Consider the following 15,169-nt stretch of genomic DNA (forward strand, 5'->3'; position numbering starts at 1 on the left):
TCCTCGAGCGGAAAATAACGGCTCTGAAACTGCTCAGTGATTGCGGCAGCGGTGTCACCAGATTCTTCAGCCAGAGCAGCGACGGTGACCGTAATGGGAAATCGGTTCGACGTGCGGGGAATGTCGAAGACGGAGCTGTTCTCGTGGCAATCTTTGGGATTGCTCACTGCCGCTATCGTACTCGCGCTCGGTGTGATGAGTTCCCCACCGACGGCCCTGACTCTCGAGGGACAGCGGACGCTGGCGGTGTTCCTCTCTGCGCTCGTGCTGTGGTTGACCCGACCTGTCCCGTACGTCGTCTCGAGTATTCTCAGCGTCACGTTGTTGTTCGCACTGGGTGCCGTCGATTCGTTCGGTGCGGCGACGACAGGGTTCACGTCGACGCTCGTGTTCTTTCTGCTCCTGTTGCTGTTGTTGGGCGACGCCACGACGAGTGTCGGTCTTGACCGCCAGCTAGCGAGACGATTACTGTCTGCGGATAGTACGCCGCGCCGCGCGTTACACTCCGTCGCCGGGAGTGTCCTCGCACTGGCGTTCGTGATGCCCTCCGCGATGGCCCGCGCGGTAACGTTCATCCCAATCGTGAAGCGGCTCGCCGGCGGGTTCGAATCTGACACCGACGGCGGGTTCGAGAGCGCGGCGTTTCTCGTTCTCGGTCACGTCAACCCGATCGCGTCGATGGCGTTGATGACCGGCGGGGGAATGGCGCTGGTCACCTCCGAAATCGTCGCGACTTCCGTGCGGCCGATAACGTGGGTCGACTGGGCCGTACTGATGCTTCCGCCGACGATTCTCCTCTATACGCTGGCGGTGGTCTGCGCTGGCCTGTTCGCGTTGGTCGACGAAGACGTGACGATACAGACGGACGATACCGCGCGACTGGAAACGGACGGGGACGGAACGACACGATTGACTCGCGACCAACGCCTCGTCGGAGCGGTTCTTCTCGGGGCTATCGTGAGCTGGATCGTCGGCTCGTTCGTCGGGATCCCGACCGTGTTGCCGGCCGTCGCCGCGGTCGTCGCACTCTCGATCCCGTCCGTGGGCGTTATCACGACCGAGGACGTCTCGGAGGTGAGCTGGGGGATCGTCTTCCTTATCGGTGCGATGTTATCGATTCTGGACGCGATGGAAGCGACGGGCGCGATTACGGCGGTGGTCGACGGCCTCACAGGATGGGTCCCGTTCGCAGTGCTCGCTCAGTGGCAGATCGTCGCGGTACTGATACTCATCGCGATCTGTATTCGGATCCTGTTCTCGACCGCGTCGGCCGCGATCGTCGTCGTACTCCCCATCGTCCTCGAGTTCGCGAGCGTCTTTGCAATCAATCAACTATTCCTCGCGCTCACCGTGTTACTCGTCGTCGGCTCGACGACGGTTCTTCCCTTCAATACGACGGCGGTACTGGTATCGATGGACCGAGGGCCGCTGTCGCATCGCGACGTCGCCTCGTTCGGTCTCGTGACGATGGCACTCTCTATCGCCGTCGCCATTGTTTCGTGGCTCGTCTACTGGCCGCTCGTGGTCTAACCTCGTTGAGCTACCCACGACTGAAGTCGTGGGATTCAGCGTGGACTCCCGTTCTGGCCACTTGCAATGGCAGGAGAATAGCCACCATTCACGTTCAACATCCCGCTGTTCAAGCGCACGCCCAAGGGTGCGCCTCCGCCAGACCCAGTTTGGTTCCGACGGAGATACCGTAAGCCGATGTTCTTCGCAGCGTTGTAGTCTGCGTGATTCTCGTACCCGCACTTCAGACACGCGAACTCCTCACCGGTGCGGTTGTCAGGGTGCGTGAACCCGCAGTGCGAGCAACGCCGACTGGTGTTTTCAGGATCTACCTGATCGACCGTGATGCCGTGTTCTTCGGCTTTGTACTCGACATACTCGTATAGGCGGTCGAACGCCCACTTGTGCCCCCACGACGCACCAGTTCGCTCACGGATGTCGGTCAAGTCCTCGAACACGATGACCGTACACCCGTTCTCACGGGCTTCATCGACGAGTTCGTTGGCGATTCGGTGCAGCAGTAGCGTGAACCGACCGTCTTCCTTCTGTCCGACTGACTGGATGTTCTCGTGCGCCCAGCGCGTCCCACACTGCTGGAGTGAACCACGGCGTTTCTCGTACTCGCGCCGCCAGTGGTCGAACTCGTTGCCCGTCCAGAACGTGCCCGTGCTGGTGACGGCGAGGGTGTTCACGCCGAGGTCAACCCCGAGAACTGTTCCGTTCTCAGGTGTTGCCTGTTTCGACGTGTCGGACTCCACGTCCTTCTTGCAGTGGATGTGAAGTGCCCAGTTGCCGTCGTGGTAGTGTAGTTCTGCACCCGTCGTTTCGTATTCGTCTGCAAACAGGTACTTCGAGTGTGGCGTGTCACTATCCTCGCCGGGCAGTACGTAGTCGGCTTCGATGCGACCGTCTGTGGTGGCGAGAGACACGTAGTCGTCGTGGAATGTGGCGGTTCGGTGGTCGTAGACGACGTGTGGGCTGGTGAACGTCGGCTTCGAGGCTTTCTTGCCGTTTTTCCAGCGTGCGACGACGCTTTTGCAGGCTTCCGCGGCCTTGTTCCTCGCTGCTTGGACGAGTCCACCGTTGAACCCGTCTGTGTTCTCTCGCACATCGTCGTATGTTTCGTCGTCGAGCGTCGTCTTGCTCGTGGTGACGTACTCGCCTGTGAAAGCGTGGTCTACGACGTACTGTGCTGACCAGAGGAAGGTGTCTACGGTGTCTTCGAGGAGTACGGCGTCGTCGCTGTCCACGTCGAGTGCAACGGGGACAGTACGCCGCACCTCCATACCTTAAATGTAGAACGAATGTTTCTTAAACGTTGGGAGGAGGACTGCCACTGTCGCGTGGTTTGATTCAGCAGTGACGGATTCATCCCACGGCTAAAGCCGTGGGTTTTCTCCTGTATTTTGTATAAACGTGAGCTATATATGACCGGATCGGATTCGTCCCTGTACGGAGGATTCCCCTATTCTACGCGTCGAGTTTACGACTGTGCCGACGGGCGTGATGGCGAAACTCCAGCAGACGTTAGACGACGTCCGGAGTATCGAGCTCGACAATGCGTTCTACGTCGAAGACGGCACGTGGATCGAATCGCTGACCGTCGCGTCGAACACCGAATTCGATCCCGAAACGGTCCTCGAAGAGATCTCGGGCGTCTCGCTGTTTTACAGTAGCAAGATCCCGACCGCCTCGGAGGAGCTCGAGATCCGTCGACTCACGATTTTGGCGAACGAGTCGTACCCGTTCATCCTGAGTCTGATTCTCCGTCAGGAAGCGATTCCGAACCGAATCGTCCTCCAGAACGACGTCTTCGAAATCGTGGCGACAACGAGGGACTGGGATCAGTTCCGATCGATGGCCGACGAGGTGCAGGAGACCCTCGGCGAGTTCGAACTGCTGTCTGTCACCCAGAACGAGGAGCCCGGGGAGCCACTGGATAGCGGACGATTAACGGAGGTACTCGTCTCGAAACTCACCAGCGATCAGCTCGAAGTTCTCGAGACGGCGTACAATCACGGCTACTTCGACGTTCCCCGAGAAACGTCGGAGACGGACCTCGCGGACGAACTCGATATTACCCAGTCGACGATCAACGAGCGACTCCGGACCGCCGAACGAACGTTGCTCGAACTCATTTACGGCCCTCGTGAATGAAACCGAGCCGAATCCCCCTCGATCACGAATATCCCTCTGTATTCTCTCCCCCGACTTAAAGAACGATAGCTATCGGTCGCTATCGGGAGTAAAACGATTCTAGTTAGCCCGTAACGTGGGAGTGGATGTCTCAAAGAGAAAACCATGACAGTTCGGTCACCGGGGCACGTGATCGGATCACGCGACGCGGCTACATCGCCACGGCCGCCGCGGCGCTCGGAACGAGCGCGCTGGCGGGCTGTAGCAGTAGCCGTGGCGAGAGCCTCGAGCCGGACGTGCCCGAGGGCGTCCCGGAGACCGTCGAGACGCAGTACTGGCGCGAGTGGGAGACCGTCGACGCCGAGTCGCCGCCGCTGGATTACAGCGCCAGGGCGGGTTCCGTCCTCGACTCGTTACCCGTCGAATTCTCGAGCGAGGACGATCCGTGGATGCGCGAGCACGCGTTGATGGTCCAGCGCGGGCTCGACGACCTCGGAATCGCCGTGACGCTCAATGACAGGCCGTTGAATCAGCTATACGCACAGAGTTGGACGGCGAACGGACTCGAAGCGGTCATTTCGATGAGCACACACGGGCCCGATCCACAGCGGGGACTCGATCCGAACCCGCTGTTGATGCGTCGGACGGAAGGGTCCCTCTCGAATTACGATAATTACTACCATCCCGAACTGCAGGAAGTCCTCACCGAGCAGGCCCGGACGACCGAGCGGGCCCGACGAGAGGAACTCGTCGATCGAGCACAGGAGATCTTCGCCGAAGACGTCGGGGCGCTCATCACGCTGTTTCCGAACATCATCACGGCCGTGAACACGGAGCGGTGGACCGGGTACGTGGAGACGCCGGGGAACGGCCCGACGATGGACTCGTTCGTCTGGACCGAGGTCAACCTCCAGCCCGAGACGGACAACCGGACCTACGTCAAAGGGGTTTCGACGTCGATGAACTCGCTGAACCTTCCGTGGGCCGCCGGCGGGGCCGAGGCGAAACGCCTGACGTTCATCTACGACGGCCTGTTCGACGCCACGCCCGACCTCGAGGTGGTCCCCGCGCTGGCGACTGGTGGCGGGTTCGTCGACGACACTACCGTTGAACTCACCCTGCGCGAGGGCGTCGAGTGGCACGACGGCGAGGCGTTCACCGCCGAGGACGTGAAGTTCACCGTCGAACTGTACGAGGAGTATGCCTCCACGAGTCAGGTACCGTTCTACGACCCGATCGAGACGGTCGAGGTACTCGGGGATCACGAGGTCCGGTTCAACCTGACGAACCCCGACGCGTCGTTCATGACCCAGCGGGTCGTCCGGAGCGTCATCCTCCCGAAACACCGGTGGGAGGACGTCGGGAATCCGTCACAGCACAACCCGGATGCCCCCGTCGGAACCGGCCCCTTCCAGTTCGAGGACTGGGAGCAGGGGACCCGATTTGAGGCCTCGCGCAACGACGGTCACTGGATGTTCGACGACGACTGGCGGGCCGACGCCCTCGGTGACCAGGCCGAGCGCGGGCCCGGCGTCGACAGCGTCATCTGGATCAACGTGAGCAACGTCGACGCGCTGATCGGCTCGCTCCAGAGCGGTTCGATCGACGCTATCGGAACGAATCTCTCGGACCTTCAGGCGGACCGCGCGGCCAACACCGACGGTATCGAGAAGATGTCGGCTGGGAGCTACGCCCCCCTGGACGCGAAACTCATGTTCTCCTGTCCGCTGATTCGGGACAAGGAGTTCCGCGTCGCGCTGGCGAAAGCGGTCGACTCCCAGGGGTTCGTCGAGGATTTCCTGCAGGGTCAGGCGACGGTACCAGCTGGCGAGAACCCGATTTCGTCGCTCACGCCGTGGCACAACGCCGAGACGACAGACTACGAGTACGACGTCGGCGACGCACGCACCGTCCTCGAGCGGGCGGGCTACACCTGGGACGGCGACGACAACCTGCGATTCCCCAACGGGGAGGCGTGGGGGGCGTTCGTCGAGCGGATCCAGCCCGAGAACACGAACAAGCGCCGCGCGGACCTCGACCAGCCCGATTTCTCATGAGGAGACGAAACCCAATGCATCCGATCATTGACCGATACTCACCGGAGCGGACCCGACCCGAAACGAACCGGCATCCTGACCGCGCCACTGCTCGAGCGGAGCGCGCCGCATTCGGCCGCCGTGCGACCGTCGGCGCGGCGACGCGGTCAGCGAACCACATCGCAGTCATTCGAGGGGACGACCGATGACGAAGTTCCAGCGGTTCCTGCTCAAGCGGCTCGCGATCTCCGTCCTGCTGACGCTGATCGCGGTCTCGGTCATCTTCGTCGTTCTGCGGCTCCTGCCGGGGAGCCCCTTCGAGGCGCTCGTGACTTCGGGGAACCTCAATCAGGCGCAGATCGACGAGATCCGTGCGATGTACGGGCTCGACGAGCCGATGTGGAAACAGTATATCAACTACCTCGGGAGTCTGCTGACCTTCCAGTTCGGCTACTCCATCCTGCGGAGTCAGCCGGTCTGGGAAGTCCTCGAGCCGCGGCTGATCAACTCGCTGATCTTGCTCGTCCCGGCCCTCGTGACGACGGCCGTTCTGAGTTCGGTGCTGGGTATGTACGCCGGCTGGAATCGCGGGAGCCGCCTCGAGAAGTTCAGTATCGTTTCGACGACGCTGCTGCGATCGACGCCGGTCTTCATCACGGCGATCTTCTTCATCATCGTCTTCGCATACAATCTGGAAATCGTCCCCGCGCTCGGGATGCGATCGATCCGGGCGACGCCGGACGGCTACCTCGAGACGTTCGTCTCGCTGGACTTCCTCCATCACTATATCTTACCCTTCACCGTCGCCGTCCTCTACTACAGCGGTGATTTCCTGTTGCTCGCCCGCAACGGCGTCGTCGAGAAGCGGGGATCGGAGTTCCTGAAGCTCCACCGGGCGAAGGGACTCTCGGAGATGGAACAGCTGGCCCGCGCGGGCCGGAACTCGATGCTGCCCATCCTGACGTACTTCACCCTCCGGCTGGGCATGATCTTCCAGGGACTGATCCTGCTCGAGGTGGTCTTCAGCTGGCCCGGCATCGGCCGCGAACTCGTCTTGGCCATCCAGCAGCAGGACTATCCGCTCGTGCAGGCCGCGGTCTTCATCATGGCGCTGGCAGTTATCATCGCGAACCTCACTGCGGACGTCCTCTACGCGTACTTCGACCCGACGGTCTCCACGAACGGAGGTGGGTCCGCATGAGTACCGAAACGAAGCCGAAGGCCGAGCTGTACAGACGCGTCGACGCGCTGTGGACGCTCGTGCGCGACCAGTTCGCGTTCCTGCGACGGGATCCGCTGGCGTTCGCGGGGATGCTCGTCGTCGCGGCGTTCGTCTTCCTCGGATTGTTCGGGCCGTTCCTGGCGCCCCACGACCCGATCGAACACACCGTTCGCAGCGACACCGGATCCGTGCTCCGGCTCTCTGCCCCGAGTCTGGACGCGTTCTTCGGAACCACGGCGTTCGGGAAGGACGTCCTGAGTCAATTCCTCGCCGGCGCGCGGCCGACGCTCATCGTCGGCCTGTTCGGCGGTCTGGGGACGGGCGCGCTAGGCTTCACCGTCGGCGTCGTCAGCGGCTACTACGGCGGCTGGGTCGACGAACTCCTGATGCGGCTGACCGATCTGACGTTCTCGCTGCCGTTCATGCCGATGGCGCTGCTACTGTTGACGTTCGTGACGCCGAACATCTGGCTGATCACGGCGATCATCGCCGGCTTCCTCTGGAAGATGCCGGCGCGGGTCGTCCGCTCGGAGGTGCTATCGGTCCGCGAGCGGACGTTCGTCAAGTCCGCTCGAGCCAGCGGCGCGAGCGATCTGCGGACGATGCTGTATCACGTCGCGCCGAACGTGTTGCCGATCGGGTTCCTCTACACCGCATACGGCGTCGCCTGGGCCATCGCCGCACAGGCGAGTCTCGCGTTCCTCGGCTTCGGCGATCCGACGATGACCAGCTGGGGGCGAATGCTCCGGCAGGTGTTCGCGTCGGGGAACATACGCGTCGCGTGGTGGTGGGTGCTCCCGCCCGCCATCGGTATCGCTGCGATAACCACCTCGGTGTTCCTCATCGGACGGGCCTACGAGGAAGTCATTAACCCCGAAATTCAGACCGACCAATGACGCTACTCAACGTCGAAGACCTCAAAGTCACGTACGCGACCGACGACGAAACAATCCACGCCGTCAACGACGTCTCGTTCAGTATCGACGAGGGCGTCAACTACGGCCTCGCCGGCGAGTCAGGCTCCGGGAAGTCCACCGTCGCGGAGGCGCTATTAGGATTGCTCCCGGGGAACGGAACCGTCGAGCGCGGGACGATCGAGTTCAACGGGACGGACCTCATGTCGCTCTCGGACGCCGAGCGCCGTGACATCCTCTGGGAGGACATCGCTTACATCCCCCAGAGCGCGATGGACTCGCTCGATCCCGTGATGTCGACCGGCGATCAGATCGCACAGGCGATCCACACCCACCGCAACGTCACGGACGCCAAGGCGCGCGATCGCGTCAAGGAACTGTTCGAGATCGTCGGCCTCGATCCGGACCGGATCGACGAATATCCCCACGAGTTCTCCGGCGGAATGCGTCAGCGAGTCACCATCGCGATGGCGCTCGCCCTCGAGCCGGACCTCATCATCGCCGACGAGCCGACGACCGGGCTGGACGTCATCGTTCAGGACAAGATCATCGACAAGATCCTCGAGATTCAGGAGCGGATGGACAGCTCCCTGCTGTTGATCACCCACGAGATCGGCGTCATCGCGGAGACCTGCGACGAATTATCGATCCTCTACGGCGGAAAGGTGATGGAACAGGGAAGTGTCGACAACGTGCTGGTCAATCCCACGAACCCCTATACGATGGGGTTGAAGAACTCCTTTCCGGAGATCGACGAGAGCGACGACCCCGTTGCGATCCCCGGCTCCCCACCGAACCTGAGCCGGGAACCAACCGCCTGCGTCTTCGAGGACCGGTGTCCGTTCGCCACGGACGAGTGCGGGGAGTCCCACCCCGAGCTGTTCGATCTCCCCAATCGGAACCACCGATCGGCCTGTCACCGCGTCAAAGAGGCGGCCCAGTTGCGACGTGACGCTCACGATCCGGAGACGTGGAACATCCCCGACGACGGGGACGACGACTCCGATCGCGGCGAGGTCATCCTCGAGACGGACGACCTCGAGAAGCACTACGAACAGAGTCAGACCCTCCTGAGCAAGTTCCGCGCCGAGGATCCCGATTACGTGAAGGCCGTCGACGGTGTTTCGTTGTCGGTCCGCCGATCCGAAGTACTGGGCATCGCGGGGGAGAGCGGCTGCGGAAAGTCGACGCTCGGCGAGACCATGGCCTTACTCGAGGATCCGACGGGAGGCGAGTTGTCGTTCGATGGAGAGTCCTACGAGCACTATCAGAACGGCAATCTGCAGGAGTTCCGGCGAAAGGCCCAGATCATCTTCCAGGATCCCTTCGACTCGCTGAATCCCCGCCAGACCGTCCGCAAGATCGTCGGCGAACCGCTGACGATCCACGACTATCGCACCGACGAGACGGAGCAGGCGATCGTCGAGACGCTCGAGAAGGTGGGACTGACCCCTGCTGAAAAATTCCTGGACAGCTACCCGCACGAGCTCTCCGGCGGGCAGCGACAGCGCGTCGCGGTCGCCAAGGCGTTGGTGCTGGACCCCGATTTCCTGATCTGTGACGAACCGGCGTCGATGCTGGACGTGTCGCTGAAAGTCAATCTGCTGAACCTGCTGCGGGGGCTGGCCGACACCGAGGACATTGGGATCGTCTACATCTCCCACGACCTCGCGAGCCTGACGCAGGTTTCAGACCGGCTGGCGATCATGTATCTCGGCCGGATCATCGAGGAAGGCGACGTCGATCGCGTCGCGAACCGACCCAGCCATCCCTACACCTCGTCGCTGCTCTCGGCCGCGCCGGAGAAGGATCCGACCGCCGATCGAGCCCGCGTCCTCCTCGAGGGGGAGCCACCGGACCCGGTCGATCTCCCCTCGGGCTGTGCGTTCGCTCCGCGCTGTCCGAAGGCCCAGGAATCGTGCTGGGAGAGCGAACCGGCAATCGACGAGACGGGAGACGAGACACATCGGGCAGCGTGTTACTTCCCGGACAGCGACGGCGAGCCGGCCGCGTCGGCGGTCGACGATCCGGAGTTGCCGGGATCCTCGAATGCCGATTCGATAGGTGACTGAGTTCCATGCCCGGCCTCAGGACGATCGCGGTGCTGGAATCCGTCGGCGCTCTCGGCCTTCCAACGAGTCTTGTGGCCGTCATCGGTGTCGGAACACTTCTGGTGTTGCTCGTCCTGTCGGGGTTCTTTTCCTCGGCGGAGATCGCGATGTTCTCGCTGGCCCAGCACCGCATCGAGGCGCTCGTCACGGATGGCACGCCCGGTGCCGAGACCGTGCAGGCCTTGAAGGACGACCCCCACCGGCTGCTGGTGACGATCCTCGTCGGTAACAACCTCGTCAACATCGCGATGTCGTCGATCGCGACGGGACTGCTCGCGATGTACCTCGGGCAGGGCGAGGCGGTGCTCGCCGCCACGTTCGGGGTGACGGCCGTCGTCCTCCTGTTCGGCGAGAGTGCTCCGAAGTCCTACGCGATCGAAAATACGGAGTCGTGGGCCCTCTCGGTCGCCCGACCACTGCGGCTCTCGCAGTACGCGCTGTACCCGCTGGTGGTCACGTTCGACAGGCTGACCCGCGTCATCAACGGGCTGACTGGCGGGACCCCCGTCGAATCGTCGTACGTCACCCGCAAGGAGATTCGAGAGCTGATTCGCACCGGCGAGAGTGAGGGAATCATCGAGACCGACGAGCGCGAGATGCTTCAGCGTGTACTTCGGTTCAACGACACGATCGTGAAAGAAGTAATGACGCCGCGGTTAGACGTCACCGCCATCTCTCGAACTGCGACGGTTGACGATGCCGTCGCCAAATGCATCGAGAGCGGTCACACTCGTTTGCCGGTCTACGAGGGCAGCCTCGACGCCGTCGTCGGCGTGGTCGCGCTCGGCGATCTCATTCACGACTATCGCGTCGGAGATTCGGGCGATGACAGCTCGCTCGAGAGTCATATCGAAGAGACTCTGCAGGTCCCCGAGAGCAAGCACGTCGACGAACTGTTCCGCGAAATGCGCCGGGAGCGTGTCGAACAGGTCGTCGTAATCGACGAGTTCGGGACGACGGAGGGCATCGTCACGACCGAAGACATCGTCGAATCGGTCGTCGGCGAGATACTCGATACGCAGGAGGCGGACCCGATCGAGACCGTTGACGAGCGAACGGTCCGGGTCAGCGGTGAGGTAAACGTCGAGGACGTCAACGACGCGATCGGCATCGAATTCCCGGAAGGCGAGGAGTTCGAGACGATCGCCGGGTTCGTGTTCAATCGCGCCGGGCGTTTAGTCGAACCCGGCGAGACGTTCGTGTACGAGGGCGTCGAACTGACCGTCGAACGTGTCGACGATGCGCGAATCAAACGCGTCCGCATCAGCGAATCCGCCTCCTCGAACGGTGACGATTCAAGCGTTGCTGCCGAGGGGTAGAGAGATCGTTTCGGCCCTTAGGTGTACCAGACAATGAAGCCCGTTCGTACTCGCTCGAGGGGGTCCCCAGCGGGCTCAGTCCGCGTCGATCCGGACGAGTTGTTTCCCAATGTTCGTCCCGTCGAACAGCCCCAGAAACGCATCGGAAGCGTTCTCGATGCCGTCGGTGACCGTCTCTCGATACTGGAGCCGGTCCTCCTCGACCCACCGCCGGAGCCGAGCATTGATGTGGTCGAACCGATCGGCGTGATCGCTGACGATAAACCCCTCGACGCGAGTGCGGGTCCGCTGGTGAAGGCGCCGCGGACCGCGTAGCCGGTCGTCGCCGTTTTCCGCGTTGTAGAGGGCGATCTTCCCGCAGACGGCCACTCGAGAGTGGTCGACGAGGTGGTCCATGACGGCGTCGGTCACCTCCCCACCGACGTTCTCGAAGTAGAGATCGACGCCGCGCGAGCAGGCGTCGGCGACCGCTGCCGAGAGGTCGTCGGTCGTTCGGTAGTTGATCGCCGCGTCGAAGCCGAGGTCGTCGGTGAGCCAGTCGGCCTTCTCGTCTCGGCCCGTGATCCCGACCACGCGGCAGCCGGCAATCCGAGCGATCTGGCCGGCGACGGAGCCGACTGCGCCGGCCGCGGCGGAGACGACGACCGTATCGCCGGGCTCGACCTCGCCAATGTCGACGGTGCCGACGTAGGCGGTCCGGCCGGGCATCCCGAGGACGTGGAGCGCCGTCGATACCGGCGCCGTTCCCGTGTCGACCGTCTCGAGGTCGGTGCCGTCGACGACCGCGTACTCGGCCCAGTACAGGTTGCCCAAGACAGTGTCGCCGGGCTCGAACGCGGCGTGGTTCGATTCGACGACCGTGCCGACGGCCCGTGCTCGCATCGGCTCGCCGACGGGCCACGGGTCGGCGTAGGATTGGCTGTCGCGCATCCGACCGCGCATGTACGGATCGACGGAGAGGTACTCGGTCCGGACGAGCACCTCCTTCGGTCCCGGCTCTGGGATCGGGTCGTCAGTCAGTTCAAAATTGTCGGCCGTCGGTTCGCCGGTCGGTCGTTCCGTGAGCCGCCACTGTCGATTGCGCGTTGTTACCATGGCTCTCAGCCACTTCGGCGGCTTCGATCATCACAGTATGGATAGAAGCAACGGGGTATATCAGCTACCCACGACCAAAGTCGTGGGCTTGTCAGTGGACACCTAGTCCGTGGCAGTACATTCTGCATCCACGGACGAGAATGGCCGCAATCTGGTCCTTTCGCCGGTGCTCGAGGGTGAGATGGGGGTAATTCTGTCCGACTCGATCGGATTCGCAGACAGGGTTCACTCTCCCCGAAGATTCGTGACCTGCATTTTGGACTCGAGGACGTCCGTCTGAAAATCCGAATCTGCAACGATGAGTGATTCGCTAGGTGATTTCCGGAGGTGTCTGTCGGCCTTACACAAATACAGCGCGAAAGCCCACGACTGAAGTCGTGGGAGGACGTCAGTGACGATGGCTTTGGAACGTATTGTACCCCCTCCCTACTCCGCACTCAAGCGCTTCGCTCCCTACGTTATTGCTTGAGGACGGAAACTCGGTACCCGTCTTCAGTTAAATCTGGTTTTGATACTACGCCCGAACTAATACGTACCGACGGTTATTCGTGGATACGATGGTCACAGTCTCCGCATTCAAAGATGGATTCGCCGCCCTCCGATCGAATCCGATCCTGCTCGTCGCTGGCCTTCTCATTGGGGCCGGAAACCAACTGCAATACGCGGATCAGCTGATCGAATCACCATTGCTGTCAGCAGGTGTCTCACTCGCGTGGTTGGTTGTTTTCCCGTTCGTTCTCGGGGGCTTCATCGGAACCGCTCAGGCCGCGATCGAAGGAACAGACACGTCGATCACCCTATTTTTCACTGCAGCGCGGACACAGTATCTTCCACTTCTCCTTGGAACCGTGTTGTTCGTGCTTCTCGTTCTCGGAACCGCTATTGGACTTGGACTCATCGGGTTCGTTCTAGGTATCGGTTCGATGGTGCTCGCTGTCATTAACGAGATGGCTGCCTTTGTCGCAGGTGTCGTTTCTATCCTCATCTGGTTGGTGTCGATCCTCGTTGTCATTATGTTCGTGCAGTTTTACGACACTGCGATCGTCATCGAAAACGAGAGTGTTACTGATGCGTTCCGAAGAAGTATTGCGCTCGTCCGCTCGAACCTCAAAAGCGTCGTCGGATTTTCATTGGCGTGGATCGTCCTGTTGAACGCTTTTCTCATCCCTGAGTACCTGCTACAGTTGACGCTGACGGACGCCGGGCCAGCTGACGTATTACCGGTCGATCTCGGGATTCCGATGGCTCTCCTAGTGCCGATCGGAGTTGCCCTTTCCGCGGTCGGTTTCGCATACTTCTATACGGTGTACACTGCCTACTACTTGCGATTAATTGCTTCCTCATCCGTTACCTCCCAATCAATATAAACACCCACCGACAACTGCATACTATGGTCTCGAGCAGCCTCCGATTCGATCCGATCCCCATGACCTGACCCCACATAATATAACAGAATCATGTCACGACTCCTTCCGACACAAACGGACGCCGCCGTCGAACGGAGCGATACCCCTGCTGTACTGAGCCTTGACGACGACGCGACACGAGACGTGATCGAAGCGTTGTCGTCAGAGACTGCCTACGAGATTTTCAGGCTGCTCAACGAGACGCCGGCGACCCCGTCGCGGATCGCTGACCAACTCGACCAGAGCGTTCAGAACGTCCACTACCACTTGGAGAATCTCGAAGCTGCTGGGGTAATCGAAGTAACAGACACCTGTTATTCGGAGAAAGGCCGTGAGATGAGCGTTTTCGTCGTTTCCGAGGATCCGACGCTTCTCTTCCTCGGTACCGAGGACGATCGACCGAGTCTCAAACGCGCTTTCAAATCCGTTGCGTCACTGCTCGGCCCACCATCGATTCTGCTTGCCGCTGGTGAATCCATCTCACAGTTTGTTACCGCTGAATGAGCGAACCCACCGACTCCCCGACCCGAAGCACTGCTACCGGCAACGGCGCAACCAATCGTGATGAGGCACCAACGGTCAAGGCACGAGATGATATCAATGAATGCGGATGTCTCGAATGCCGTAACATCGAAACGAGTGCAACTCGTCGAACCGTCCTCGATGCGTTAGTCTGGTCCGTTCGCCTGTTTCGATCCTATCCGTCGATTGTCGTCTTCGCGGGTATGATAATCCTCGCTAATCGTCTTCTCGAGATGGACAGCATCGATGTGCTTCCGATGCCTGCAGTCGGCGTGTTCGAGACCCTGACGGCGTTCGCGTTCATCTTCTTGGTACGAGCCTACGTGGGAACGATCGCTGCTGGAGAACTGATTGGCGAACCCGTAACGATACGCGAGGGACTACAGCGAAGTATCGCTCGGACGCCAGCGTTAGTCGGCTTGATTTTCCTTCTCGTTTTTTTGATCATGACGATTCCGTTCTTCAGCTTGCTCCCGCTTTTCGTTCTGGTCGGCGCTATCCCAGGAAATCCCGTGGAGGTGGTAGGCTTTCCCGTCGCAGCGGCAGTCGGTGTAATTCTCTTTGCCGTACCGTTTCTTCTTTTGGTGTTCAAGTTCTGGTTCGCACCGGAAGCCTGCGTTATTGGCCAGTACGGTCCCGTCGAATCACTTCAGGTTAGCTGGCGCATTACGGCGAACTACCGAGGAAAGTTGGTGCTCGTCACAGTGATCGTTATTGGGAGTGCAATCAGCCACTATCTGCCAATATATCTGCCCAAGATGGGGACAAGCCTGACATCGTTATATTTTGTTTTTGGCGTGCTCTCATCAAGCATCGGTGAACTGCTTTCTATTGTGTGGGCAAGCGCTTACGCGCACATCTACGTTCAGGAGATGGTGTCCTGAATTCTATGCTCTAAA

Annotated in this window: 11 protein-coding genes and 1 pseudogene; 10 read left to right on the forward strand and 2 right to left on the reverse strand. The window is 61.0% G+C overall.

Annotated features, from left to right (window positions below; translation table 11 throughout):
• Window positions 1-93: 93 nt before the first annotated feature.
• The gene (locus NDI89_RS21975) at window positions 94-1,530 is read left to right on the forward strand and encodes an SLC13 family permease (protein WP_277524785.1); all 1,437 of its coding nucleotides are present in this window, start codon (window positions 94-96) and stop codon (window positions 1,528-1,530) included.
• A gap of 10 nt (window positions 1,531-1,540) precedes the next feature.
• On the opposite strand, the pseudogene NDI89_RS21980 reads toward NDI89_RS21975, so the two are convergent.
• Window positions 1,541-2,795: pseudogene (locus NDI89_RS21980) on the reverse strand (RNA-guided endonuclease InsQ/TnpB family protein).
• A gap of 220 nt (window positions 2,796-3,015) precedes the next feature.
• Here NDI89_RS21980 and NDI89_RS21985 point away from each other — a divergent pair.
• The 6 genes from NDI89_RS21985 to NDI89_RS22010 all read left to right on the forward strand — a co-directional run bounded on the left by NDI89_RS21985 (window position 3,016) and on the right by NDI89_RS22010 (window position 11,247).
• Entirely contained in the window at window positions 3,016-3,666 is a 651-nt protein-coding gene (locus NDI89_RS21985) for a helix-turn-helix domain-containing protein (protein WP_277524787.1), read from the forward strand.
• A gap of 125 nt (window positions 3,667-3,791) precedes the next feature.
• On the forward strand, window positions 3,792-5,702 hold the full coding sequence (locus NDI89_RS21990; protein WP_277524788.1) for an ABC transporter substrate-binding protein: 1,911 nt from the start codon (window positions 3,792-3,794) through the stop codon (window positions 5,700-5,702).
• Between the two features lie 184 nt (window positions 5,703-5,886).
• Window positions 5,887-6,882, forward strand: coding sequence for an ABC transporter permease (locus tag NDI89_RS21995; protein ID WP_277524789.1), 996 nt, complete (start codon window positions 5,887-5,889; stop codon window positions 6,880-6,882).
• Entirely contained in the window at window positions 6,879-7,799 is a 921-nt protein-coding gene (locus tag NDI89_RS22000) for an ABC transporter permease (protein ID WP_277524790.1), read from the forward strand. The genes NDI89_RS21995 and NDI89_RS22000 overlap by 4 nt, the downstream gene beginning before the upstream one ends.
• Complete coding sequence (locus NDI89_RS22005; protein WP_277524791.1) at window positions 7,796-9,889, forward strand: dipeptide ABC transporter ATP-binding protein; 2,094 nt, start codon at window positions 7,796-7,798, stop codon at window positions 9,887-9,889. Before NDI89_RS22000 ends, NDI89_RS22005 begins: the two co-directional genes overlap by 4 nt.
• A 5-nt stretch (window positions 9,890-9,894) precedes the next feature.
• Window positions 9,895-11,247: a hemolysin family protein gene (locus NDI89_RS22010; RefSeq protein WP_277524792.1), complete on the forward strand. Its 1,353-nt coding sequence runs from the start codon at window positions 9,895-9,897 to the stop codon at window positions 11,245-11,247.
• Window positions 11,248-11,322: 75 nt separating this feature from the next.
• Here the strand turns inward: NDI89_RS22010 and NDI89_RS22015 are convergent, their stop codons facing one another.
• A complete protein-coding gene (locus NDI89_RS22015; protein WP_277524793.1) occupies window positions 11,323-12,342 on the reverse strand; it encodes an NADP-dependent oxidoreductase in 1,020 nt (339 codons plus the stop codon).
• Window positions 12,343-12,899: 557 nt separating this feature from the next.
• Between NDI89_RS22015 and NDI89_RS22020 the strand changes: the two genes are divergently transcribed.
• The 3 genes from NDI89_RS22020 (at window position 12,900) to NDI89_RS22030 (ending at window position 15,154) form a co-directional block, all read left to right on the forward strand.
• Entirely contained in the window at window positions 12,900-13,709 is an 810-nt protein-coding gene (locus tag NDI89_RS22020; protein ID WP_277524794.1) for a DUF7847 domain-containing protein, read from the forward strand.
• A 90-nt stretch (window positions 13,710-13,799) separates the two neighbouring features.
• Window positions 13,800-14,252, forward strand: a complete 453-nt coding sequence (locus tag NDI89_RS22025; protein WP_277524795.1) for an ArsR/SmtB family transcription factor — start codon at window positions 13,800-13,802, stop codon at window positions 14,250-14,252.
• The gene (locus NDI89_RS22030) at window positions 14,249-15,154 is read left to right on the forward strand and encodes a DUF7847 domain-containing protein (RefSeq protein WP_277524796.1); all 906 of its coding nucleotides are present in this window, start codon (window positions 14,249-14,251) and stop codon (window positions 15,152-15,154) included. The genes NDI89_RS22025 and NDI89_RS22030 overlap by 4 nt, the downstream gene beginning before the upstream one ends.
• The last annotated feature ends 15 nt before the right edge of the window (window positions 15,155-15,169 follow it).

This window comes from Natrinema salsiterrestre, from assembly GCF_029502005.1.
In the GTDB taxonomy this organism is placed as follows: domain Archaea; phylum Halobacteriota; class Halobacteria; order Halobacteriales; family Natrialbaceae; genus Natrinema; species Natrinema salsiterrestre.